At 70.7% G+C, this 24,022-nt stretch carries 21 protein-coding genes and 1 pseudogene; 6 read left to right on the top strand and 16 right to left on the bottom strand.

Annotation, left to right across the window (positions count from 1 at the left end; translation table 11 throughout):
• Positions 1–264: 264 nt before the first annotated feature.
• The 6 genes from ACWD26_RS38475 to ACWD26_RS38500 form a co-directional block, all read right to left on the bottom strand.
• Positions 265–1,728, bottom strand: a complete 1,464-nt coding sequence (locus ACWD26_RS38475; protein ID WP_451277439.1) for a flavin monoamine oxidase family protein — start codon at positions 1,726–1,728, stop codon at positions 265–267.
• A 437-nt stretch (positions 1,729–2,165) separates the two neighbouring features.
• Positions 2,166–3,050: a 3-hydroxybutyryl-CoA dehydrogenase gene (locus tag ACWD26_RS38480; protein WP_451277441.1), complete on the bottom strand. Its 885-nt coding sequence runs from the start codon at positions 3,048–3,050 to the stop codon at positions 2,166–2,168.
• Positions 3,047–4,045, bottom strand: coding sequence for a 3-oxoacyl-ACP synthase III family protein (locus ACWD26_RS38485; RefSeq protein WP_451277442.1), 999 nt, complete (start codon positions 4,043–4,045; stop codon positions 3,047–3,049). The genes ACWD26_RS38480 and ACWD26_RS38485 overlap by 4 nt, the downstream gene beginning before the upstream one ends.
• Positions 4,046–4,049: 4 nt before the next feature.
• Positions 4,050–5,375 carry a crotonyl-CoA carboxylase/reductase gene (gene ccrA, locus ACWD26_RS38490; protein WP_451277516.1) on the bottom strand — a complete coding sequence of 442 codons (1,326 nt, stop codon included), beginning with the start codon at positions 5,373–5,375 and terminating at the stop codon, positions 4,050–4,052.
• Positions 5,376–5,461: 86 nt separating this feature from the next.
• Positions 5,462–5,860 carry a YybH family protein gene (locus tag ACWD26_RS38495; protein ID WP_451277443.1) on the bottom strand — a complete coding sequence of 133 codons (399 nt, stop codon included), beginning with the start codon at positions 5,858–5,860 and terminating at the stop codon, positions 5,462–5,464.
• 30 nt (positions 5,861–5,890) lie between these two features.
• Positions 5,891–6,286 carry a YybH family protein gene (locus ACWD26_RS38500; protein WP_451277445.1) on the bottom strand — a complete coding sequence of 132 codons (396 nt, stop codon included), beginning with the start codon at positions 6,284–6,286 and terminating at the stop codon, positions 5,891–5,893.
• A 176-nt stretch (positions 6,287–6,462) separates the two neighbouring features.
• Between ACWD26_RS38500 and ACWD26_RS38505 the strand changes: the two are divergent.
• A pseudogene (locus ACWD26_RS38505) lies at positions 6,463–6,928 on the top strand (class I SAM-dependent methyltransferase); the annotation flags it as partial.
• Positions 6,929–7,228: 300 nt separating this feature from the next.
• Here the strand turns inward: ACWD26_RS38505 and ACWD26_RS38510 are convergent.
• Complete coding sequence (locus tag ACWD26_RS38510) at positions 7,229–7,648, bottom strand: MarR family winged helix-turn-helix transcriptional regulator (RefSeq protein ID WP_451277518.1); 420 nt, start codon at positions 7,646–7,648, stop codon at positions 7,229–7,231.
• Between the two features lie 287 nt (positions 7,649–7,935).
• Here ACWD26_RS38510 and ACWD26_RS38515 point away from each other — a divergent pair, with 287 nt between their 5' ends.
• On the top strand, positions 7,936–8,913 hold the full coding sequence (locus ACWD26_RS38515) for an alpha/beta hydrolase (RefSeq protein ID WP_451277447.1): 978 nt from the start codon (positions 7,936–7,938) through the stop codon (positions 8,911–8,913).
• Between the two features lie 78 nt (positions 8,914–8,991).
• Here the strand turns inward: ACWD26_RS38515 and ACWD26_RS38520 are convergent, their stop codons facing one another.
• The 3 genes from ACWD26_RS38520 to ACWD26_RS38530 all read right to left on the bottom strand — a co-directional run bounded on the left by ACWD26_RS38520 (position 8,992) and on the right by ACWD26_RS38530 (position 13,860).
• A complete protein-coding gene (locus ACWD26_RS38520; RefSeq protein WP_451277449.1) occupies positions 8,992–11,211 on the bottom strand; it encodes an NADP-dependent isocitrate dehydrogenase in 2,220 nt (739 codons plus the stop codon).
• A 304-nt stretch (positions 11,212–11,515) separates the two neighbouring features.
• Entirely contained in the window at positions 11,516–12,598 is a 1,083-nt protein-coding gene (locus ACWD26_RS38525) for a mechanosensitive ion channel family protein (RefSeq protein ID WP_451277450.1), read from the bottom strand.
• A 299-nt stretch (positions 12,599–12,897) separates the two neighbouring features.
• Positions 12,898–13,860, bottom strand: coding sequence for a lysylphosphatidylglycerol synthase transmembrane domain-containing protein (locus ACWD26_RS38530; protein WP_451277452.1), 963 nt, complete (start codon positions 13,858–13,860; stop codon positions 12,898–12,900).
• Between the two features lie 150 nt (positions 13,861–14,010).
• On the opposite strand from ACWD26_RS38530, the gene ACWD26_RS38535 reads away from it, so the two are divergent.
• On the top strand, positions 14,011–15,969 hold the full coding sequence (locus ACWD26_RS38535) for an ABC transporter ATP-binding protein (protein WP_451277520.1): 1,959 nt from the start codon (positions 14,011–14,013) through the stop codon (positions 15,967–15,969).
• 21 nt (positions 15,970–15,990) lie between these two features.
• Here ACWD26_RS38535 and ACWD26_RS38540 read toward each other — a convergent pair whose 3' ends face one another.
• The 6 genes from ACWD26_RS38540 to ACWD26_RS38565 form a co-directional block, all read right to left on the bottom strand.
• Positions 15,991–16,677 carry a DUF6766 family protein gene (locus tag ACWD26_RS38540; protein ID WP_451277454.1) on the bottom strand — a complete coding sequence of 229 codons (687 nt, stop codon included), beginning with the start codon at positions 16,675–16,677 and terminating at the stop codon, positions 15,991–15,993.
• 87 nt (positions 16,678–16,764) lie between these two features.
• Positions 16,765–17,184 (bottom strand): hypothetical protein, encoded by a 420-nt coding sequence (locus ACWD26_RS38545; RefSeq protein WP_451277456.1) that lies wholly within the window; start codon positions 17,182–17,184, stop codon positions 16,765–16,767.
• Positions 17,185–17,335: 151 nt separating this feature from the next.
• Positions 17,336–18,076, bottom strand: coding sequence for a metallophosphoesterase family protein (locus ACWD26_RS38550; RefSeq protein ID WP_451277458.1), 741 nt, complete (start codon positions 18,074–18,076; stop codon positions 17,336–17,338).
• A complete protein-coding gene (locus ACWD26_RS38555) occupies positions 18,073–18,414 on the bottom strand; it encodes a BON domain-containing protein (RefSeq protein ID WP_451277460.1) in 342 nt (113 codons plus the stop codon). The genes ACWD26_RS38550 and ACWD26_RS38555 overlap by 4 nt, the downstream gene beginning before the upstream one ends.
• Entirely contained in the window at positions 18,398–19,015 is a 618-nt protein-coding gene (locus ACWD26_RS38560) for a nucleotidyltransferase family protein (RefSeq protein ID WP_451277462.1), read from the bottom strand. The genes ACWD26_RS38555 and ACWD26_RS38560 overlap by 17 nt, the downstream gene beginning before the upstream one ends.
• A 34-nt stretch (positions 19,016–19,049) precedes the next feature.
• A complete protein-coding gene (locus tag ACWD26_RS38565) occupies positions 19,050–19,403 on the bottom strand; it encodes a cupin domain-containing protein (protein WP_451277464.1) in 354 nt (117 codons plus the stop codon).
• A 359-nt stretch (positions 19,404–19,762) separates the two neighbouring features.
• Between ACWD26_RS38565 and ACWD26_RS38570 the strand changes: the two genes are divergently transcribed.
• From ACWD26_RS38570 to ACWD26_RS38580, 3 genes are all read left to right on the top strand, one after another.
• Complete coding sequence (locus ACWD26_RS38570) at positions 19,763–20,212, top strand: ATP-binding protein (RefSeq protein WP_451277466.1); 450 nt, start codon at positions 19,763–19,765, stop codon at positions 20,210–20,212.
• 305 nt (positions 20,213–20,517) lie between these two features.
• The gene (locus ACWD26_RS38575) at positions 20,518–22,032 is read left to right on the top strand and encodes a DEAD/DEAH box helicase (RefSeq protein ID WP_451277522.1); all 1,515 of its coding nucleotides are present in this window, start codon (positions 20,518–20,520) and stop codon (positions 22,030–22,032) included.
• Positions 22,033–22,074: 42 nt separating this feature from the next.
• Positions 22,075–23,757, top strand: a complete 1,683-nt coding sequence (locus ACWD26_RS38580; RefSeq protein WP_451277468.1) for a helicase-related protein — start codon at positions 22,075–22,077, stop codon at positions 23,755–23,757.
• Positions 23,758–24,022: the final 265 nt, after the last annotated feature.

Here is a 24,022-nt window from a genome sequence, read left to right on the forward strand (position 1 = left end):
GTGTTCCCTCTCACTTGAAATCAATCGGGTGCCGGGGATGAGTGTTACCGGTGCGCCAGCGGAAATCAAGTGCGTACGGTGGCGCTGCACCTGAGTCCGCAGGAGAAAGAATTAGTCCCCGAGAAAATGACAAACTATGGGTCTCTTCCTTTACGCGGGGGCGGGTGGGTTATTGGCGCGGGGGACGCGATCATAAGCTTCGACGGCGGGCGCGGCACCCGCGCCCGCCGGGGGGACGCGGGAGCCGCGGTCCGGGGACCGGCGTCAGGCGCCGAGGATGCCGGCGATCTGGCCCGCGGCGGTGTTGCCGCTCTCGATGGCGCCGTCCATGTAGCCGTTCCAGCCGCTGGCGATGTCGCTGGTGGCGAACGCGAGCGGGCCCACCGGCTGCTGGACCGTCCGGAGGGGGCCCATCAGGACGCCGGGGCCGCGCACCGCCCAGCCGCCCTGGGAGTACGGGTCCTGGCCCCAGTGCTGGGTCGAGACCGCGACCACCTCGATACCCGGGATGATCTTCCGCAGCTCGGTCTGCACGGTCGCCCGGTCGCCGGCGTTGAACGACCCGGCGTTGCTGAAGCCGATCACGATGTTGCCGTCGGAGCGCTCCTTGAACGGGAACACCGCGGTGATCTTCGAAGAGGAGGCGGCCGGCGACTCCGCCGAGAACCGGACCAGACCGGAGCCCCTGACGTGCATCATGAACTTCTGGGCCGTGCGCACGCCGAGGCCCCGGGTGGACAGGCCGGTGTACTCGGCGGGCAGGCCGGGCGTGAACTTGATGCTGTTCCACACGTTCACCGGAACCGCGACCACCACGCCACCGGCGGTGTAGTTCGTTCCCTTCGCCGTCACCGTGACCTGCTTGCCGGTGACCGACACGTTGGTCACCGGCGAGCTGAGCTTCACCGTCGCCTTGGACTCGTTGAGGACGGATTGCACGAGGGCGGTCGAACCCACCGTGGGACGGTAGGTGTTGATGCTCCCGTAGCCCTCGTAGCTGTGGCCGGTCAGCGCCCACCAGTGGGCCAGCTCCGTCAGCCCCATGGTCGAGGCGGAGCCGGTCAGGTAGGAGGTGGCCGGGTTGGCCAGCAGCTCTTCCGCGGGGCTGTAGCGCATCTGGTTGAGCCGGTCGCGCATGGAGAGCTTGTCCAGGTCGCGCAGCAGGTCCTCACGCTGGAACGGCTTGTAGGGGTTGGGGAACCACTCCCTCGACCCCTCGAACAGGGGTGTGACCACCTGCGACTGACGGGCGAACAGGTCGAAGGGGTCGTAGGCCTGCCAGCCACCGGTCGTGGTGGTCGGGAAGTAGCTGCGGGCGGGCGGGGCGTCGGCGGTCAGCGCCAGCTTGTGCTTCTGGACCTCCTGCCACACGAGCGGTTGCTTCTCGTCGACCCAGGTACCGCCCATCTCGACCTGCTCACCGGCGAAGGTGGACGTCCACACCCGGCCGCCGATGCGGTTGCGGGCCTCCAGCACCAGGACGCTCAGGCCCTTGGCCGTGAGGCTGCGGGCGGCGCTGGCCCCCGCGAAGCCGGCGCCTATGACGATGGCGTCGTAGTCGGCGCGGGCCGCGGCCCGCGCCGTGCCCGACGTGGCCCCAGCGACCGAGGCGGTCAGCGCGGTCGTACCCGCCGCCTTCAGCAGGAACCGGCGCGAGAGCCGGCGCGAGTGGCCGGCGGGCGGGTCCTCGGCGGGCCGGGACTGGGACGAAGTGTTCTCGATGGTCATAGTCTTCCTCGAAGTGACTGTCCTGAACCGACCGCTCGTGCGGGCCGGTTGGGCCGACACGAGCGACGGCGGTGGTACGCGCACGTCCCCCGTGAGACGCCGCGGGATCAGGCAGCAGCCGCGTTCCGGAAGTGGTCCCGAGAACCCCGGCCCGGAATGTCCGGACGGCAGAGCGCGCGTGCGGTGCGCGGGACAGGGTCGCTGTCCGTCAACTCCGTCGTCCTTGCTCCCCCCTTGGGAATCGGCGCACCCTCGTGGCTTCGCGAGTCACGGTGGCCGACGCTGGCGGTCCACCGGTGTGCACCGCCTGATCCCCTGAACCGAGGCTAGTCCAGAGGGAATTCGGACAATCCATCCTCCGGTAACGGCGGAGGAACCGGGCCGGGCGCCCGGGGGGAGTGCGCGGTGGTCCGCCGCGCACCGTTGCCGCGCGTGCCTCAGCGGTCGTACGTGTAGAAGCCGCGTCCCGTCTTCCGGCCGAGCAGGCCGCCCTCGACCATGCGGATCAGCAGGGACGGCGGGGCGTACAGCGGCTCCTTGTACTCCTCGTACAGTGACCCGGCGATGGACGCGACGACGTCGAGGCCGATGAGGTCGCACAGTTGCAGCGGCCCCAGGGGGTGCGAGCAGCCCAGCCGCATGCCGCGGTCGATGACCTCGGCGGTGGCGAAGCCCGACTCCGCCATGCGGATCGCCGAGACCAGATAGGGGAACAGGAGCGAGTTGACGACGAATCCGGCCCGGTCGGCGGTGCGGATCACCTCCTTGCCGAGCACCTCGGAGACGAACCGCTCGGCCCGGTCCGCCACCGGCTCCTCGGTGAGCAGGGAGCTGGTGAGTTCGACCAGCGGAAGCATGGGCACCGGGCTGAAGAAGTGGACGCCGACCACCCGGCCGGGCCGTCCCGTGGAACGGGCCAGGCGCATCACGGGCAGCGAGGAGGTGTTGGTCGCCAGAATGGCGTCCGGGTCCTCCACGATGGCGTCCAGGGCGGCGAACAGCTCCACCTTGGCCGTCTCGTCCTCCCGGATGGATTCGACGACGAACTGCCGGTCGGCCATCGCCTTGAGGTCCGGCACCAGCTCGATCCGGCCGAGAGCCGCGTCGTGCTCCGCCTCGGTCAGCCTGCCCCTGGCCACCGCGTTGCCGAGAGAGTTCCGGATGCGGTTCAGGCCCGGCTCCACGGACTCCGGCCTGGAGACGGCGACCGTCACGTCCAGGCCGGCCCGGGCGCACACCTCGGCGATACCCGAACCCATCAGGCCGCAGCCGACGATGCCCACCCGGTTGATGGACGGTGTGCTCGGTAATGTCGTGTTCATGCTGTCACTCCCCAGCGGATGAGACCGGCGCCCATGGACATGCCGCCGCCGAAGCCGCCGAGCAGCACGAGGTCACCGGGGTGGAGGTGGCCCTGACGGTGGGCCTCGTCGAGGGTGATCGCGACGGCGGCGTTGCCCGCGTTCCCGTAGCGCTCGAGTGTGCGGTGGGTGTGCGCCGAGGTGAGGCCCGCACGCTCGACGAGCTGCGCCAGCATGACCCCGTTGGGCTGGTGCGGAACGAAGTGGGCGATGTCCTCGCGGGAGGTGCCCGTGCGGGCGCACAGCGCGTCGAGCAGAGGAGGGAAGTGGTCCAGGACGAAGTCCCGGACCGCGCGCCCCTCCATACGGAAGTAGTGGCCGCCGTCCTGGACGGTCCGCTCGGACGCGGGCAGTCTGCTGCCCCCGGCCTCGACACGGATGAGCTGGTGCGCGTCGCCGCGCGACGCCAGTTCGAAGCCGGTGATCCCGTACGGCCCGTCGACCTCACCGACGACGGCCGCGCCGGCGCCGTCGGCCATCAGGACAGCCGTGCGGCGGTCGGTGAAGTCCAGGATCCGTGAATAGATGTCGGCGCCCACGACGAGGGCCCGGCTGCCGGGGCGTTCCCGGATCAGGCTGCGGGCGATCGCGAGCGCGTAGACGAATCCGCTGCAGACGACGTTGACGTCGAAGCAGACCGCCGCGTGCGCGCCGAGCCCGCGCTGCACGTGGAAGGCGGTGGGCGGTTGGGGGGAGTCGGGGGTCGAGGTGGAGACGATGAGGTAGTCGACCTGGCCCGCCTCCAGTCCGGCAGCCTCCAGGGCGCGTGCCGCCGCGTGGATGCCGAGATCCGAGGTGGCCTCGTCGGGAGCGGCGTAACGGCGCTCGCGAATGTGGGTCCGTTCCTCGATCCACTCGACCGGGACACCGACACGGGCGGCGATCTCGGCGTTGGTGACCTCCTCCTTGGGGACGTAGGAACCCGTGCTCAGAATGCCGATGGGTCGTTCGGTCATGGCGTCAGACGCTCCGCACCGGATTCAGCGCGGCCGCGCCGATCCGTTCGCGCAGCGCCGGGTCGGTGACCCCGAGCCCCTCCCGCGGAGCGAGACAGAGCACGCCGACCTTGCCGATGTGCTCGTTGTTCTGTACCAGCCGGGCGGCCTCCCCGACCTCGTCGAGGGAGTACACGGTGGACAGCACGGGGGAGATCCTGCCCTGGCTCACCAGCCGGTTCAGCTCGGCCTGCTCCTGGAGGTTGGCGGCGTGGCTGCCGATGACGCGCTTGGAGTTCATCCACAGGTAGCGGTTGTCGTACGTGTGCTGGTAGCCGGTGCTGGAGCCGCAGGTCACCACCGTGCCGCCGCGCCGGACGACGAACGTGGAGACCCCGAAGGTGGCGCGGCCGATGTAGTCGAAGGCCACGTGCGGGTCCTCGCCGACCTCCTGGCGGATGATCCGACCCAGACGCTTGCCCTGCTCGATGGTTGCCTCGGGCGTGTCGGCACGGCCGAGGCCGGTCTCGGCGCGGTTGATGATCACGTCGCAGCCGAGTGCCCGGAGCACCTTGGCCTTGCTCTCCGAGCTGACGACACCGATCGGGATACCTCCCGCCGCCTTGACCAGCTGCACGGCGAACGCCCCCAGGCCGCCGGTCGCGCCCCAGATGAGAACGACGTCCCCGAGCTTGATCCGCGCGCCCTTGTCGCTGATCAGCATGCGGTAGGAGGTGGCCGCCGTGAGCAGCACGCTCGCGGCCTCCTCCCAGGTCAGATGCGCCGGCTTGGGCAGGAGCTGGCTGGCCTTGACCACGGTGTAGTGCGCCAGCCCGCCAAAGTTGGTCTCATAGCCCCAGATGCGCTGGCCCGCGCCGAGCATGGCGTCCGCGTGCGTGGCCGGTTCCTGGTCGTCGACCTGGACGCAGCTGACGACGACGTGATGGCCGGTGCGCCAGTTCCGTACGGCGCTGCCCACACGCACCACCACGCCGGCCCCGTCGGAGCCGATGACGTGGTGCGGCAGGTCGTGACGGGCAGCGAGGCCGTCCTGGCGCCCGAAGCGCTTCAGGAAGCCGAAGGTGGGCACCGGCTCGAAGGTCGCGGACCAGACGGTGTTGTAGTTGATCGCGCTGGCCATCACCGCGACCAGCACCTCGTCCGGGGCCAGTTCCGGCATCGGCACGCTGCCGACGTGGATGGACCGGCGCACGTCCTTGTCGTCGTTTCCGTCGAACATGCCGACGTCCTCGGCCCGCAGGTGAGCCGCCGTGTACTGCTCCGGTACCGGCTCCCGTTCCAGCACTTCCGCGCGTGCCCCCGCGAGCACAGCCTCGGTCAGGGAATCCATCATGCTCCAGTCTCGTGAAGTGACAGGCCCCGCACCGAGCCACGGGGGGTACGGAGCGGGGCCCGGTCGCGTGGCGAAGGGGATGGTCAGACGCTGGGCACGTCGGCCACGGGACGGTCGACGGCCATGATCCACTTGCCGTCCTCGCCACGGACGAGGACATCGGTGCAGGTGCCGTCGATCTTCTGGGGCTCGCCGTCCTCGCCGGTGACCTCCAGATGGAACTCGACGATCAGCAGGGAGGTGTCACCGGTACGGAACGTGCGGAGCACCTTGGAGTTCAGCTTCGGCCCGGTGGCCAGGAACTCGGTGATGCTCTGCGTGCGGTCCGCCCCGGTGCGCGGCGTCCCGGTGAGGTTGGAGATCGCGTCCGCGCGGTACAACTGGTCGAAGATCGCGCCCTGTCCGCTGTTGAACGCGGCCACGAACACGTCGTTCTGCTGGTCCGGGTCGTCGGTCAGGGTCAGGTCGAGGGTCTCGGTCATGAGGAGGGGGTCCTTTCGGGTGGGGTGCGCTCAGAGTTCCTTGCCGTACGGGTTGTCGATCGCGAAGCGCCACTGACCGTCGGCACCCAGACGCAGCACGTCGAGGCCGATGCCGGAGTGGCTCTCCGCCGCGCCGGCCGCCGTCGCGGGGACGTCGATGGCCCATTCCGTGACCAGCAGGGCGGTGTCCGACGTCACGTACGACTCGAGCACCTTGTTCGTCAGCACGGGGCCGGCCGCGAGGAACTCGGCCAGCCCCTTGCGCCGTTCCTCGCCGCTGACGGCGTGTCCCTTCTCCCACACGCTGATCGCGTCGTCCGTGTAGAGCCGGTCGACGGCTGCGGCGTCGCCCGAGTTGAAGGTGCGTACATAGGTGGCGGCGTGTTCCAGAACGGCCGCGGTGAGCGCGTCGTTGGTCTCTGCCATGGCAAAACCACTCCGTTTCGGTGAGATGTGCGGTCACCGTAGGCGGGCGCGGGCCATCCCCCGGTCACTGCCAGGCAATGGGTCGGAGCGGGGGAGAGGGCCCCGGCGGATGGACGTTCGCTGGAGCGGATCGGAGCGCTCAGTTCCTGTCGGCCCCACGGGCTACTGTCACGCGCATGGTCGAACACGATGCTCTCCGTGCCACCCGCGAGGCCTACGACGCCGCTGCCACCGCCTACGCCCAGCTCTTCCACGACTTGCTGCGTGAACGTCCCCCGGACCGCGCGATGTTGAGCGCTTTCGCCGAGGTGGTCCGGGCGGCCAGGTCGCGGACCTCGGGTGCGGGTCCGGCCATGTCACCGCTCATCTGCGGGAGTTGGCGCTGGAGACGTTCGGGATCGACGACGCCTCTCCCGCCATGATCGAGCTGGCTCGGCAGGCCCATCCGGGGCTGCGGTTCGACGTGGGCTCGATGGCCGCGTCGGACATCCCCGACGGCGCGCTGGACGGCGTCCCGCGCGATGGTCCGTCATCCACACCCCGCCCCGGGAACTCCCCGTCACCCTGGCCGAGTTCCGTCGGGTGCTCACCCCCGGCGGCCACCTGCTGATCGGCTCCTCGGCCACCGACGGCCCCGACCACGGGGCCTCGCCTTCCTGATGCGGGTGGCCGAATGGCCGCGGCTGCGCCCCGGGCGGGCCCGTCCGGGGCTGGAGCCGCCGTCCGAACCAGTCGGTCAGGGCCGCGCCGCCCCGCAGTCCCAGGCTGGACCAGAGCGTACGGACCCACCTGGGTGTCCAGCCACGGAGCATGGCGACGCCGAGAGGCGGCAGCACCACGGTGAACAGGCCGACCCTTGATTGTTTTCGGGGACCAGTGCAATCAGCGGTTGTGCGTGTTCCCTTGCTGACGCGGGACTTGGTGGTGAAGGAGGGCGCCTGGTCACGCCCGGCTGACGTTCGCCGTGAGGAGCCGCAGCAACTGCTTGGTCAGGGTGTGCTGTTCACCGGTCAGTCCCATGGCCTCGCCGATGTCCACGGGCACGGTCAGGGCCCGGTCCTTGAGCTGCGCCCCGGCCTCCGTGAGGCGGATGGCGACGGAGCGCTCGTCGTCCGTACGGCGTTCACGACGGAGCAGACCGCCGGCCTCCAGGCGCTTCAGTAGCGGGGAAAGGGTGCTCGACTCGAGCTGGAGCGCGGAGCCCAGATCGCGTACGGAGATCGAGTCCTGCTCCCAGAGGGCGAGCATGACCAGATACTGCGGATAGGTCAGCCCCAGTTCGTCCAGCAGCGGCCGGTAGCGGGCCGTGACCGCGCGCGAGGCGGCGTACAGAGCGAAGCAGAGCTGGTCGTCCAGGAGCAGGCTGTGCCCCGGTGCGGGGGCCGTCGGTGCCGCCCCGGTCGCGCTCGCGATGTCGCCGGCTGTGCTCACGGTGTCGCTCCTCGGTCCCGTGTCTGCATGACGATCTCCCACCCTACCTTCGAGTCTCCTCGATTGTATCCAGCACTAAATAATCGTGCAGTAGGTAGTTGCGAACTAATTAGTTGTGCACGACTCAATAGGGCGCTACTGTTGTGCTCGTGCCGCCGACCCCGGCGAACCACGTCGGCCGAGCCTGCCCGCGGCACCCTGGATCCGAGGAGATCGCCATGTCCGAGACCATCGGCACCACCGGCCCCCGTCCCGTACTGGAGCCCGCCGCCGCGGCCTTCGCGGAGGCGACCGCCAACCCGCCATACCTCTTCGACCTCGGTCCCGTCGAGGGGCGCAAGGTCGTCGACGAGGTGCAGTCGGGCGACGTCACCAAGCCGGCCGTGGACGAGGAGTGGGTGACCGTGCCGGGCGGGCCCACCGGCGAGGTCAAGATCCGCATCGTCCGGCCGGCGGGAGCCAAGGGCGTGCTTCCGGTGATCCTCTACATCCATGGCGCCGGCTGGGTCTTCGGTAATGCCCATACCCACGACCGGCTGGTCCGCGAGCTGGCCGTCGGCGCGAACGCCGCCGTGGTCTTCCCCGAGTACGACCTCTCGCCCGAGGCGCGCTACCCCGTCGCCATCGAGCAGAACTACGCCGTCGCCCGCTGGATCGTCGCCGACGGCGCCGCTCACTACCTGGACGCCACCCGTATCGCCGTGGCCGGTGACTCCGTCGGCGGCAACATGACGGCCGCGCTGACCCTGATGGCCAAGGAGCGGGGCGACGTCCCCCTGGTGCAGCAGGTGCTGTTCTACCCGGTCACGGACGCCGCGTTCGACACCGGCTCCTACCACCAGTTCGGCGAGGGCTACTTCCTGCGCCGTGATGCCATGCGGTGGTTCTGGGACCAGTACACGACCAGCGAGAAGGAGCGCGCCGAGATCACCGCCTCCCCGCTGCGCGCCACCCCCGAGCAGCTCAAGAACCTGCCCCCGGCCCTCGTCATCACCGCCGAGGCCGACGTCCTGCGCGACGAGGGCGAGGGGTACGCCAACAAGCTCCGCGAGGCCGGCGTACCCGTCACCGCCGTGCGCTACCAGGGCATCATCCACGACTTCGTCATGCTGAACGCCCTGCGCGGGACCCACGCCGCCGAGGCCGCCATCGGGCAGGCGGTCGCCACCCTGCGCACGGCGCTGGGCACCGACTGACGGCGGGGCCCGGTGGAAAACGGCCGACCCCGGCCGGGAGTGATCCCGGCCGGGGTCGGCGTCGTGCGTGGCGGTGTGTCAGGCGAAGTTCGCCAGCGCCTCGTTCCACGTGGCCGAGGGGCGCATGACCGCGGCGGCCTTGGCCGGGTCGGGCTGGTAGTAGCCGCCGATGTCGGCGGGCTTGCCCTGGACGGCGATCAGCTCGTCGACGATCTTCTGCTCGTTCGCCGTGAGGGTCTCGGCGAGCGGGGCGAAGGCCTTGGCCAGGTCGGCGTCGTCGGTCTGGGCGGCCAGCTCCTGGGCCCAGTACAGGGACAGGTAGAAGTGGCTGCCGCGGTTGTCGATGCCGCCGACGCGACGCGAGGGGGACCTGTCCTCGTTGAGGAAGGTCGCCGTGGCGCGGTCGAGGGTGTCGGCGAGGACCTTGGCACGGGTGTTGCCGGTGGCCGTGGCGTACTGCTCGAGAGACGGAACCAGGGCGAAGAACTCACCCAGGGAGTCCCAGCGCAGGTAGTTCTCCTTGACCAGCTGCTGGACGTGCTTCGGGGCGGAGCCGCCGGCGCCCGTCTCGAAGAGGCCGCCGCCCGCCATCAGCGGGACGACCGACAGCATCTTGGCGCTGGTGCCCAGCTCCAGAATCGGGAACAGGTCGGTGAGGTAGTCACGCAGCACGTTGCCGGTCACCGAGATCGTGTTCTCGCCGCGGCGGATGCGCTCCACCGACAGCTTGGTGGCCTCGACCGGGGCGAGGATGCGGATGTCCAGGCCCTCGGTGTCGTGCTCCGGCAGGTACGCGTTGACCTTGGCGATCAGGTTGGCGTCGTGGGCGCGGGTCTCGTCCAGCCAGAACACCGCCGGGTCGCCGGTGGCGCGGGCACGGGTGACGGCCAGCTTCACCCAGTCGCGGATCGGGTCGTCCTTGGTCTGGCAGGCGCGGAAGATGTCGCCGGCGGAGACCGTCTGCTCGATCACCACGTTGCCGGCCTGGTCGACGAGGCGGACCGTGCCGGTGGTCGGGATCTCGAAGGTCTTGTCGTGGGAGCCGTACTCCTCGGCCTTCTGCGCCATGAGGCCGACGTTCGGGACCGAGCCCATCGTCGACGGGTCGTAGGCGCCGTTGGCGCGGCAGTCGTCGACGACGACCTGGTAGACACCGGAGTACGAGGAGTCCGGGAGCACCGCGAGGGTGTCGGCCTCCTGGCCGTCCGGGCCCCACATGTGGCCGGAGGTGCGGATCATGGCCGGCATCGAGGCGTCCACGATCACGTCGGACGGCACGTGCAGGTTGGTGATGCCCTTGTCGGAGTCGACCATCGCCAGCTCCGGGCCCTCGGCGAGCTCGGCGTCGAAGGAGGCCTTGATCTCGGCGCCCTCCGGCAGGGCCTCCAGGCCCTTGAAGATGCCGCCCAGGCCGTCGTTCGGAGAGAGGCCGGCCGCGGCCAGCGTCTCGCCGTACTTCGCGAACGTCTTCGGGAAGAAGGCGCGCACGACGTGACCGAAGACGATCGGGTCGGAGACCTTCATCATCGTGGCCTTGAGGTGCACGGAGAACAGCACGCTTTCGGCCTTGGCCCTGGCGACCTGCGCGGTCAGGAACTCACGCAGCGCGGCGACACGCATCACGGAGGCGTCGACGACCTCGCCCGCGAGGACGGGTACGGACTCGCGCAGCACGGTGGTGGAGCCGTCGTCGCCGACCAGCTCGATCTTCAGGGCACCGGCCTCGGAGATCACCGCGGACTTCTCCGTGGAGCGGAAGTCGTTCTCGCCCATGGTCGCGACGTTCGTCTTGGAGTCGGCGGACCAGGCGCCCATGCGGTGCGGGTGGGTCTTGGCGTAGTTCTTGACCGAGGCGGGGGCGCGGCGGTCGGAGTTGCCCTCACGCAGGACCGGGTTCACGGCGGAACCCTTGATCTTGTCGTAGCGGGCGCGGATCTCGCGCTCCTCGTCGGTCTTCGGGTCGTCCGGGTAGTCCGGCAGCGCGTAACCCTGGCCCTGCAGCTCGGCGACGGCGGCCTTCAGCTGCGGGATCGACGCCGAGATGTTCGGCAGCTTGATGATGTTCGCCGCGGGCGTCTTGGCCAGCTCGCCCAGCTCGGAGAGGGCGTCGGGGATGCGCTGGCCCTCCTCCAGGTACTCCGGGAAGACGGCGATGATGCGGCCGGCCAGCGAGATGTCACGGGTCTCGACGGAGACACCGGCCTGCGAGGCGTACGCCTTGATCACGGGCAGGAACGAGTGGGTCGCCAGGGCGGGCGCCTCGTCAGTGTGCGTGTAGATGATGGTCGAGTCAGTCACCGGGTGCTCCGCTCCACGTCTGCAACATTGCTCGACATCAAGATATCTCGTGCGCGGGCGGTACTCGACAGGGGGCGGGGAGAGGGGCGCGTTGTCGGGTGCGGGTGCGTGGGGGCTGGTCACGCAGTTCGCCGCGCCCCTGAAAAAGCAGGGGCTGCGCCCCGTGCTTTTCGCCCCGGAAGGGCCGCAGGCCCTCAAGGGGCGCGGGGAACTGCGCGAGAAGCCCCACCGGGCCCGCGCCGGGGGGTCAAAGGGGCGCAGGCCCTTGAGGATGGGACGGGTAGGGGCGGCGGGGGCGAAACCCCTAGGGCGCGACCTCGACCGACGACTCCCGCTGATGCGGAATCTCCACGCTGCCGCCCCCCGTCTGCAGCGTGATCGCCCGCCGGGGCACCGGCACGCTGATCCCCTCCGCCCGGTACCGCTTGTGCAGGCGCTTGATGAACTCGTGCTTGATCCGGTACTGGTCGCTGAACTCCCCGACCCCGAGGATCACGGTCATCCCGATGCGCGAGTCGCCGAAGGTGTGGAACCGCACGGCGGGCTCGTGGTCGGGGACCGCGCCCTCGACCTCCTTCATGGTCTCGGCGATCACCTCGTTGGTGACCCGCTCCACGTGCTCCAGGTCGCTGTCGTAGCCGACGCCCACCTGCACCAGCAGGGTCATGTCCTGCTCGGGCTGGTTGAAGTTGGTCATGTTCGTGCCGGCGAGCTGACCGTTGGGGATGATCACCAGGTTGTTGGAGAGCGACTTGATCGTCGTCTGCCGCCAGTTGATGTCGACGACATAGCCCTCCTCGCCGCTGCTCAGCTTGATGTAGTCGCCCGGCTGGACCGTCTTGGACGCGAGGATGTGGATGCCCGCGAAGAGGTTGGCGAGGGTGTCCTGGAGGGCCAGGGCCACCGCGAGACCGCCGACGCCGAGGGCGGTGACCAGCGGGGCGATCGGGATGCCCAGGGTCTGCAGGATCACCAGGCAGCCGATCGCGAGGACCGTGACCCGGGTGATGTTCACGAAGATCGTGACCGAGCCCGCGACCCCGGCCCGGGACTGGGCGAGCGAACGCACCAGACCGGCGATCACCCTGGCCGACGTGATCGTGGCGACGAGGATGAACAGCACCGTCAGGGACTGGTTCACGTTGTGCTGCACGGTCTTCGTCAGCGGCAGCACCGCCGCCGCGGCCGCCGCGCCGCCGACGAACGCGCTCCAGGGCACCAGGGAGCGCAGCGTGTCGACGATGACGTCGTCACCGCCCCAGCGTGTCTTCGTCGCGTGGCCGCCGAGCCAGCGGAGCAGCAGCCGCAGCAGGAACGCGGCCAACAGGCCCGCGGCCAGAGTGATTCCGGCCACGAGGTAGTCGTCGAGGGTGAGGGCCCGGGTCATCGGTCACCTCCCGAGGGACGCGGGGAGCGGCTGAGGGGCCGTATGTCGGGTCCCACGGGCCGTATGTGATGTGTCGTCACTTGCCACCTGCTCGAATCCGGAATGCACGTTCACGCTTGCCCGGACGTGTGTACGACGTCGGGTGCGACGGCTCATCCTGCCGTATCAGCGCGGCTGATCGGCACCGGACCTGCGCGGATCGGCCGACGGCAAGCCACCGGTTCCCCGGGAATGTCCGGATGTGGACCGCCGGTACGGACGCTTCCTCCTTCCCGCCCCGGTCAGTACCTCACTCGTGGTCAGATCACCTTCAGCCGGACCAGCGCGCCCAGCGTCAACGCGCCCGGCAGCAACGGCAGCCAGACCGTGATGACCCGGAACGCCAGCACCACCGCGGTCACCACGGCCACCGGGCCGCCGGCCGCCACCAGGGCGATCACGAGCGCGGCCTCCACGGAGCCGATCCCGCCCGGAGTCGGGACGAGGGCGACCGCGACCGTGGCAGCGAGATAGGCGAGAGCCATGTGCGTCACGGGAATGTCGAGGTCCAACGCCAGCCCCACGGTGACCAGTACGGTCGCTTGGAGCGCCGGGAACGCCAGCGAACCGCCCCACAGGGCCAGCACACGCGTCGGCCGCGTGTGTATCGAGCGGGCCTCACCGAGCGCGGTGCGCACGAAGCCGAACACGGCCGTACGCAGACGTCGTACGAGGAGAACCACGGCCACGGCGACGCAGGCGGCGATGACGGCCGTGACCAGCAGGGGAGTGGACGTGCCGTCAGGGAGGAGAGGGCCGATCCGCAGCGCACGGGGGAACGCGACCAACAGGGCCAGCAGCAGGCCGACCCGGGCGATGGACTCCGCGAGCAGATACAACGCGAGCGCCGCCGACGAACGGGACAGCGACACCCCGCACACCGTCATGAACCTCAGGTTCACCGCGCTCGCGCCCAGACCCGTCGGCAGCAGATGGTTCGCCGCGCCCGCCGCGAACTGGGTGGCCAGCAGCCGTCCGGCCGGCAACCGCTCGACGAGCGCCCCCTGCCGGGTCACGGCCGCCGCCACCCAGGTCAGACACGTCACGCCGATCGCCGCCACCAGCCAGGGCCACCGCGCGGTCGCGAGATGGGCGAAGCCCTCGACCAGGACAGCATGGTGGCGCACGGCGACCACCAGAACCAGGACCAGGGGCAGCAGGCAGAGGATCCGCCGCACCGGAACACGCCGGGTGAGTCGTTGGGGGAGTGGTGTCGCTGTCACACCGGGAGAGGTTCTCCGCGCTCGGCCAACAGCGGGTTGCGGGCGCGGGGACGGCGGTCGACCGGCAATGGACTTCACCGCGTCCCGGCGTACCGCACGGAAGATGTTGACCGCAAGCTTGGTCGAGGTTCTAGCGTTCTTCGTATGAGTATGGAGACCACAGCCTGGACCCAGCTGCAGGGCATGATGACCGCCCAGCAGCACAGCCGCCCCTTCGCCCGGACGACGCTACGGCGCATCGGCGCCTTCGCCCGTCCACATCGTCGCCGTATCGCGTGGTTCGTCGCCCTCAGTGTCGTGACCGCGCTGCTCGCCGTGGCGACGCCGGTGCTCGCGGGGCGCGTCGTCGACGTGATCGTGTCGGGCGGGGACGAGACACTCGTCGTCCGCCTTGCCGTGCTCATCGCGCTCATCGCGGTCGCCGAAGCGGCGCTCGGGCTGCTGGGCCGCCGCCTGTCGGCGACGCTCGGCGAGGGACTCATCCTCGATCTGCGGACCGCAGTCTTCGATCATGTGCAGCGCATGCCGGTCGCGTTCTTCACACGTACTCGTACGGGAGCGCTCGTCAGTCGACTCAACAACGACGTCATCGGCGCCCAACGGGCGTTCAGCAACACCCTGTCCGGAGTGGTGAGCAATCTGGTCACCCTGGTGCTCACCCTCGCCGTGATGCTCACCCTCTCCTGGCAGATCACCCTCCTCTCGCTCGTCCTGCTGCCGGTCTTCGTGATCCCCGCCCGGCGCATGGGCCGCCGGATGGCCCGGCTCCAGCGGGAGGCGGCCGACCTCAACGCGGCCATGGGTACCCGGATGACCGAGCGCTTCTCCGCGCCCGGTGCCACCCTGGTCAAGCTCTTCGGACGGCCGGACGACGAGTCCGCCGAGTTCGCCGAGCGCGCCCGCCGGGTGCGGGACATCGGCGTCCGTACGGCGATGGCGCAGTCGGCGTTCATCACCGCCCTCACCCTCGTCTCGGCCCTCGCGCTCGCCCTGGTGTACGGCCTCGGCGGCTGGTTCGCGCTGCGCGGCACCCTGGAGGCGGGCGCGATCGTGTCCCTGGCACTGCTGCTGACCCGGCTGTACGCGCCGCTGACCGCGCTCGCCGGGGCCCGCGTGGAGATCATGAGCGCCCTGGTCAGCTTCGAGCGGGTCTTCGAGGTGCTGGACCTGAAGCCGCTCATCGAGGAGAAACCGGACGCCCGCGAGGTGCCCGAAGGGCCGGTGGCCGTCGAGTTCGACGACGTCCGCTTCGGCTACCCGTCCGCCGACAAGGTCTCCCTCGCCTCCCTGGAGGAGGTGGCCTCCCTCGACACCCGAGGCGGCACCGAGGTTCTGCACGGTGTCTCCTTCCGCGCCGAACCCGGCCAGACCGTCGCCCTCGTCGGCTCCTCCGGCGCCGGCAAGTCGACCGTCGCCCAACTGCTGCCCCGGCTCTACGACACGGACGCGGGCGCCGTCCGCGTCGGCGGCGTCGACGTACGCGACCTGAGCGCGGCGTCACTGCGCGGCACCCTCGGCATGGTCACCCAGGACGGCCATCTCTTCCACGACACCGTCCGCGCCAACCTGCTCCTCGCCCGCCCCGACGCCACGGACGACGACCTGTGGGACGTCCTGCGCCGGGCCCGCCTCGACGACCTCGTGCGGTCCCTGCCCGACGCCCTCGACACCGTCGTCGGCGAGCGCGGCTACCGGCTCTCCGGCGGCGAACGCCAGCGCATGACCATCGCCCGGCTGCTCCTGGCCCGCCAGCGCGTCGTCATCCTCGACGAGGCCACCGCCCACCTCGACAACACCTCGGAGGCCGCTGTCCAGGAGGCCCTCGCCGAGGCCCTGGAAGGCAGGACCGCCGTGGTCATCGCCCACCGCCTGTCGACCGTACGGGCCGCCGACCAGATCCTCGTCGTCGAGGCGGGCCGGATCGTGGAACGCGGCAGGCACGAGGAACTGCTGGCGGCGGACGGACGGTACGCCCAGTTGTACCGGACGCAGTTCGAGAAGGTGGAGGACGAGCCGGCACGGTCGGCCAAGTCCGAGGAGGGGGCGCGGGCCGACGAGTCCGAGGTGAAGGAGCCGGTCGCGGTGGAGGCGCCGGTCGCGGCGGCGTAGGAGCGGCGCCGCCCCCGGGGTTCAGCCCTCGACGCCGGTCGACGAGTGGGCGGCTCCGACCGGCTTGGACTCCGGGGAACCGCGCTGCCGCAGATAGATGGAGAGGATCGCCATGGAGGCGATGGCGAGGAACTCCGACTGCCAGTTCTGCAGCGTACGGTTCCAGAAGTCGGCCGAGACGATGTACTCGGGCCAGCTGTCCGGCGCCTGAAGCTGCCGCAGTTGTTGCTCGTTGTACGCCGCCACACCCGTGATCGACTGGGCGAGCCATGACAGCGCGAAGACGGCCCCTATGATGTACCCCAGAGAACTGGCGTACAGCTTGAGGCGGAGACCGCCCGCCGCCGCCCAGCGGGGGGAGTCGGGGCGCGCGTGCGGTCCCACCCGCTGGTTCTCGTCCGATTCGACACCGATGCTGTCCGGGTGCTTGGACTCCGGTGAACCGCGCTGCACCAGCCAGACGGTGAGGAAGATGTACAGGAAGAACTGCAGGTACTCGGACTGCCAGTTCTCCATGACGTCGACGGCGAAGTCCGAGGAGGTCATGTACTGGCCGAGGGTGAGCTGCTGGAGGTCCTCCGCCGCGAGCTGGTTGTTGAAGTCGGCGTGACCGGCGAAGGCCTGGCCGATCAGGGCGAGGACGAACAGCGCGAGGAAGGCGAGTCCCAGGCCGTTGTCCCGCAGGAAGCCGCGCACGGACCGGCTCATCGGTGCAACACCCCCAGCGTGATGCAGTAGGCCAGACCACCGGTGATCACCAGCAGGCACAGGGCGAACATGAAGCGCACGACGTGCTCACCCACCCTTCAGAACACACTGGTAGGGCCGCTCAGGACGCGGCGTGCACCCGGCGGCGACGACCTTCCAGCCCCCGGAGAACCGCGACAGGAACAGGGTGTCCCCGGCGAACACGACACGGGCCTGGCGCCCGCCGACGTCGACGCCCTCCACCTCGTCCTCCGCGGCCGCGACGGCCGGGACCTCCTCCTCCAGGACACCCTCCTCGCACGGCGTCCGGGTGGACTGCTCGACCTCGTCCCGGACACCCGGCGCCAGCACCGCGCACACCGCGACCCCGTCCTTGGCGCCCAGCGCCCGTTCGAAGTCGAGGGCCGCGCCCAGGGCCGCCGTACGCCGCTCCTCGACGGCCCCGCAGCCGGCCGTCAGCGACAGAACGACTCCCGCCGCCGCTCCCCACCGCCATCGCCAGAGCATCCCAGGGCCTCCCGTTCGGCTGCCGACGGTTGTGTCGACGGACGGTAACCCGGCCTCCCGGCCCGGCCCGGGAACCGCGCGACGGGCCCGGACCCCCCGTCCCCCGTACGACGTTACGAGGCGACGTGGGCGTCACGAGGCGACGTGGGCGTCACGAGGCGCGGGCCCCGTCCACCGGCAGCCGGTACACCGCGAAGGCGCGCCGGATGACCGGCTGGGCGACATTGCGCACGCGTACCCCACCGCTGGTGATGCCGTGCTCGGTGCCCAGGTGGGCGTGGCCGTGGACGGCGAGGTCGGCGCCGGACTCGTCCATCGCCTCGGCGAGCAGATAGCTGCCGAGGAAGGGGTAGATCTCCAGCGGCTCCCCGACGAGCGTGTCCGGCACGGGGGAGAAGTGCGTGAGCGCGATACGGACCGCGCAGCCGTCCTCCGCCAGCGCGTCGAGGGCCTGGCGCAGTCCGTCCGCGAGGCCCCGGGTGTGGCGGACGAAGGCCTTCATCTCGGGCTCGCCGAACTCGCTGCCGCTGCGCCCGGCGAAGCCGCCGCCGAACCCCTTCGTCCCGGCGACCCCCACCCGTTTCCCGTCGACGTCGAGGACGGTCCCCTCGCCCTCCAGCACGGTCACGCCGGCGTCCCGCAGCACGGCCGTCACGTCCTCGGGCCGCTCGGCGTGGTGGTCGTGGTTCCCGAGCACGGCGACGACCGGCACCGGCAGTCCCGCCACCTCGCCGGCGACGACCCGGGCCTCCTCCGGTGTTCCGTGGCGGGTGAGGTCGCCGGCGAGCAGCAGCAGATCGGCGTGGTCGGGCAGCGTCTCGAACGCCGGACGGAGCAGACCTCGGCTGTCCGGCCCCAGATGGATGTCCCCGACGGCCGCGACCCGGATCACGACAGCTCCTCGGAACGGCCGGGAGCGGTGACGTCGGCCAGCGCGATGTCCGCCCGTAGGGGTACGCCCGGCAGCTCCTGCGCCGCGATGCGCAGGATCGTCTCGCGATCGGCCGCCGTGGACGCCGTACCGGTGATGTGCACGGCGTCGCCGCGTGCCTCGATCCGCATCCCGAGCTCGGCCAGATCGCTCCGGGCGAGCCGTTCCTCGAGGTGGGCTATGCGGTACTCGGTGTGGGCCGCCGGGTGGCCGGCGCGGAACGCCGGACCGGTGTGCGGTCCGGCACCCGGTTCGGGGGCGGGCCCACCGGCGGGTCCGTTCTCATGCTCTGTCGCCATCGCCGGTCTCCTCCGGCTCGATCACGTTGAGGCGCTCCAGCAGATACAGGAAGGCGGCCGGCATCGGTTCGGCACCGCACTCGCGCCGTACCCGGCTCCAGTCGATCTTCTCGCGCAGGGTACGGGCGATGGGCAGCACGGCACCGAAGTCGCAGTAGTGCTCGGAGAACGCCCGGAGACGTCCGACGAGCAGATCCGTGGCCGCCAGCACGGGCATCCACACGGACTGGACCGACAGCACCTCCGCCCGGTCCAGCATTTCACGGGTGACCGGGGACTGGGACGGCCGGAAGATCAGGTCGACCTCCTGGCCCTGGCTCCGGGTCTTCAGCAGCCAGTCCTCGGGCGGCGCCACCACGTGCAGTCCCGCGGCCTCCAGCGTGGCGGTGACGGCCTCGATGTCCTCCGGCAGCACACAGAAGTCGACGTCGTGCTGGAGCGTCCCGGGGCCACCGTGCGCGTACACGGCGACGCCGCCCGCCAGCGCGAAGGAGTGCCCGTCGGCCTTGAGCAGCGAAGCGACCTCCTTGGCCGCTTCGAGGATGGCCTGAGTCCGATCGGGAGGGAGCCCGTCGTCGTCCGGTCCGGCGAGATCGCCCATCCCTCCACGATAGTGCGGCTCCGGCCGATGGACCTCACCTCACGATCACGTACACCTTGCGCACGGTTTCGATGGTCTTCCAGACGCCGACGAAACCCGGCTTCATGACGAAGCTGTCGCCCGCCTCGTAGACCACCGGCTCGCCGCCTTCCGGGGTGAGTTCGACGATGCCGGAGAGGATGTGGCAGAACTCGAAGGTCTCACCCTTGATCGAGCGCGTCTCGCCGGGCGTCGCCTCCCAGACGCCGGTATGGATCATCTCTCCCCGGGCTACGTCCTGGGCCCAGGTCTTGAAGGCCGGATTGCCGGATATCAGGCGATCGGGGAGTGCGCCGGACTCGCGTGGCGCGAAGGAGGGATCGGTGTCGATGGTCTTCAGGAGCGACATGGGTCTTTCCATTCCGAGGATGTGCCACAATGTGGAACGATATGCCGAGATGTGGAACGAGGATGCCTGGTTCCTTCGTGAGGGGTCAAGGGGTGCGGGTGGGTCGGCTGTGGCGTCTCGCGATGAGGCGAGTCCGGCCGGTGCCTGCCTATTGACTTTCGCGAGAAGGGCGGCCAACCATTAATCGTGCCGCGATGCGGCACGGTGTGCGATATCTCGGCACGAACTGCTACCCGCCGGTCGGCGGTTCAGGTCGGCCGTCGCATCGCCGTCGCCATGCCGCCGCAATGCCGTCGCCAAGGTCTTTCGCCCACGCCGCCCCCAGGAGGCCCGCGATGTTGTCAGGACAGGAAGCCACCGTGACCACCTCGGAGCCGCGAAGACCCGCTTCCGCCCCGGTCCCACCCGGCGCGGTGAACGTCTCTCCGATCTCCCACATCCCCGAGGCCGTCCGCACCCTGCGTCATCGTGCACGCGCGCTGCTCACCTGCTGGGGCCTGTCCCCGGACGTGGTCGACGAGGCCGTCCTCGTCATCTCCGAACTGGCCACCAACGCCATCGAGCACGCCCTGCCACCGGCCGAACTGCGCCTGTCCCTGGCGTGGGCCGACGGTCGTCGGGTTCTCCGCATCGAGGTCAGCGACGGCGGGCCGGCCCCTCGGCCGTCCACAACCCCTGACGGCCCGGACCTCGACGAGAGCGGCCGCGGACTCCCCATGGTCGCCGCCCTGTCGTTCCGGCACGGCGCACACCTCGCCTCGGCGCGGACAACTCGCTGGGCGGAGCTGCCCGTAGGCATCAGCGCGTAGGCCCACCGAGCGGCATGCCGCCCGGCACCGCGCGGCGGCGCGGGAGAGGGAACACGGGCGCGCCAGGACGAGGTCTGGCAGGACCACCAGGACCGCCACCATCGTCTCGACGACATGGACCCCCGCTACAGCGGCACGTGCTGCGCCTCCTGCTCCGGCAGGCCGACAGCGCCCGCCCGGCCGGAACTCTGCCACTGCGGCTAGGCCATTCAGCCCGACTGGAACCACGATCATTGCTGTCCCGGCATCATCGTCGACTGAAAGCACCGACGTCCGGGGCGACGAGGGGGAGACGCGTGGGGGACATGGCCGAACTCGGTCCGACGGTCGTGGAGGTCGTGCGGGAGCGCTGGGGCGTCGTCCTGCCCGCCGACGGTCTCATCGCCCGCTTCACCGAACCCGGTTGGACCTACGAGGAGGAGGTGCCACGCCCCTGCCCCGAGTGCGACGGCCGGTTGCACTCGCTGCGCAAGCCGTACGAGTCGGCGGGGAAGGTCTACCGCTACGTGGCCGTCGTCTGCCCGGTCTGCCCGGCGGCTTACACCCTCGCCGACCTGGGCGTGAAGACCTACGACAAGCTGCGCGCGCGGCCCGGTGCCGCCAAGTCGGCCGGCGCGGCGGGGCCGACGGGGACGCGTGCGGGAGTGGCGGGGGCGCGTGTGGGAGTGACGGCACGGACGAACCCGACCTGGACGCCCGGCGGGGCACGGGGACTCGAACGGTTCCTCGGGCCCTGCCCCACCGAGCCGGGCGTCACCATCACCGTCGTCGAGGCCTCTCCCGCCCCCGCCTGGCCGGCGGATCTCCCGATGCCGGCCGAGCCGGAGAAGCGCCACCTGTTCTGGCGCAAGGTCACCGACCCTGCCTGGCGGCCGCCCGAGGGGGCGGTGACGGCGGCCGACGACATCCGGGTCATCCTGCCCGAGGGCCCCGCCTTCGACGACCTGCGCGCCCACCTGGCCGAGCGGGGCATTCCGTTCCGTGGCGTCCGGCACTGGGCGGAGGACGAACAGGTCGGCACGGTGGGCGAGTTCGGCAGTCCCACGGATCTGGTGGCCCACCCCGCCCACGCGTTCACGGGCGGCCTGAGTAGCCCCGTGCCGCCCACCCCCGTCGCGGGACCCGGGGCGCACGCCGCCCGGGACGCGTTCGAGGCCCAGTGGGACGCCCTGGCGGACCTACCGGACGCCGACGAGGCCCCGTACGTACCGGTGACCGATCTGGTCCCCGAGGACTGGGCCCGACTGCTGCCGCACCCCACCTTCAACCCGGCCCAGGCCGACGCCGTCCCCGCCCTCCTTGAGGGCGACGGGCACGTGATGGTCGTCGCCCCGACCGGCGCGGGCAAGACACCCATCGGCATGGTGGCGGCGCTGCGGGCCCACGCGCAGGGCCGCAAGGCGGCCTGGCTCGTCCCCCAGCGGTCGCTCACCGACGAACTCGACCGCGAACTCGAGAACTGGCGGCGGCACGGCATCGAGGTCGTCCGGCTCACGGGCGAGTACGCCACCGACACCGACCTCGTCCGCGAGGCCGACATCTGGGTCGCCACCACCGAGAAGTTCGAGGCGATCTGCCGAAACGGCTCCCTGAGCGGCGTCCTCGCCGAGGTCGGCTGTCTCGTCGTCGACGAGATCCACCTGCTCGGTGATCCGGCGCGCGGCGCCATGCTCGAAGCGGTGCTCACACGGGTACGCGAGGACAGCGCCCGGACCCGCATCGTCGGACTGTCGGCGACCGTGGCCAACGCCGACGAGGTCGCCGACTGGATGGGCGCCCGGCTGATCCGTACGTCATGGCGGCCGACCCGGCTGACCTAACAGATCCCCCTGCTGCCCGCCGCACGCGACGGCGAACGCTCCATGCGGTCCACCGCCGCCCGGACCTCCGCCGCCGTGCGGCTGGCCCGGACCGTGACCGACGAGGGTGGCAGCGTGCTCGTCTTCTGCAGCAGCAAGCGCGGAGTACGCGCGACGGCACTCGCCATCGCCGCGGACCGCGGTGTCCCGACACGCGGCGTCGACGCGGACGACACAGAACTCGTCGAGCGGCTGTGCGGCAGCGCCGGCGTCGGACTCCACTACCGCGACTGGCCGTACAAGCGCGAGGCCGAGAAGGCGTTCCGGGCCCGCGAGACCGACGTCCTGGTCGCCACCTCCACCGTGGCCGCGGGGGTGAACCTCCCCGCCCGTGCCGTCGTCGTGCGCGACACCCGCCTCGGCCAGAACCGGATCGAGGTGTCCATGGTGCAGCAGATGTTCGGCCGCGCCGGACGGGTCGGCGCGGGGGAGCGGGAGGGCTGGGCCTATCTGCTGGCGGACGAAACCGAGCGACCCGTGTGGCAGGCCCGGCTGACCGCCGGCTACACCGTGCGTTCACGTATCGGCGACCGGCTGCCCGACCACCTGCTGGCCGAACTGGTGCAGGGACGCGTGACCTCGCTGGAGGAGGCCGAGGACTGGTGGACCGACACTTTCGCCTTCCACCAGGGGCACGACAGCGTCGAGCCGCTCCATGACGCCGCGGACTATCTGGAGGAAGCCGGCTTCTTGCGCCGGCACGCCGGACCCGGGGGCGACACGTTCCTGGAACCGACCCGACTGGGCACGCTGACCAGCCGCTTCATGGTGGACGCCGTCCTGGCGCACGAACTGTCCGAAGCGGTACGCGTCCTGCCCGTACCGGAGGACCCCGACCCCGCCGAAGAGGCGCTGACGAGGCTGCTGGCCACCCGGCTGCCGGACCTGGCGGAGGCCGCGTTCAGCGACCGCGCCCGTGCCACCCTGCGCCGGGTGCTGCGTCACAGGGGCCGGACGGAGCAACTGGAGGCCGATCAGGAACCACCGGACAAGGACGAGGGACTGCTGCCGGGAGACCTGGCCCACGCGGTGCTGCTGCTGGTCGCCACCAGCCCCCAGGCGTTCACCGCGCGCGCCGGGTACGTGCTCGGCATCCCGGCCGAGAGCCTGACGGCCATCCTCGACGAGGCCCAGCGCTATCTGGCCTGGCTGGGTGCCCAGGGAGAACTGGGCACCGTCCACCCCTGGGCGGCCGTCGTGGCCGCCGACCTCGCCGAACGCGTCCGCTGGCGCGCCCTCGGCCCCGGCCGGGGCGCCGGCCGGTTGCTGTGGATGTGCGGCCGGATGGCCACACCGCAGCTGGCACCGCGTCTCGTACCCCGTATGTGGCGCGCGGCGCGCGATCGCGGTATCGGTGCCCCCGACTGGACGGGCACCGCCCCGCCGCGCGACAGCGCGATCACACCGGCGCGGTACCAGGCCCTCCTCGAGCAGCGGGCCACCGGAGCCGCCCTCACCCCGCACTCCGGCTCACTGCGCGTGGAGGCCCCGCACGGCGCGGTGATCTGCCTCTGGGACGGCGCGACGACGATCCGGTACGTCTCCGACGGCACCCCCGCCACGCTCGACTACCCGCCCGGCGATCCCGACGACCCTTCGACAGGCCGACGAGGAAGCGCCGTCTTCACCCGCGGCGACCGCCACGCCGCGGGGTGGCTCACGCCCTACAACTGCTCCGTGGCCTGATCCGCATTCTGACGGCACACGGCTCCCTGCCTGCGTCTGCAGCTCAATCTTCCCGGTGGCGGACGTGCTGAAGCCGAGCGATGTCGGGGAAGTGGCGGCAGCCCGGCGAGCCCCAGCGGAAGGTGGTGTTGCTCAGCCCGAACTCGCGGGCCAGGGCGGGCGAGGACGGTGGTGCGCTCGCCGGTCCCGGTGGCTTGCTGCTGCAGTCGGATCACTGGTGCCGTGCGGACCTGTGCTTCGGATGGGGGGCTATGAGGAGGGTGAT

The organism is Streptomyces sp. NPDC002787 (assembly GCF_053592095.1).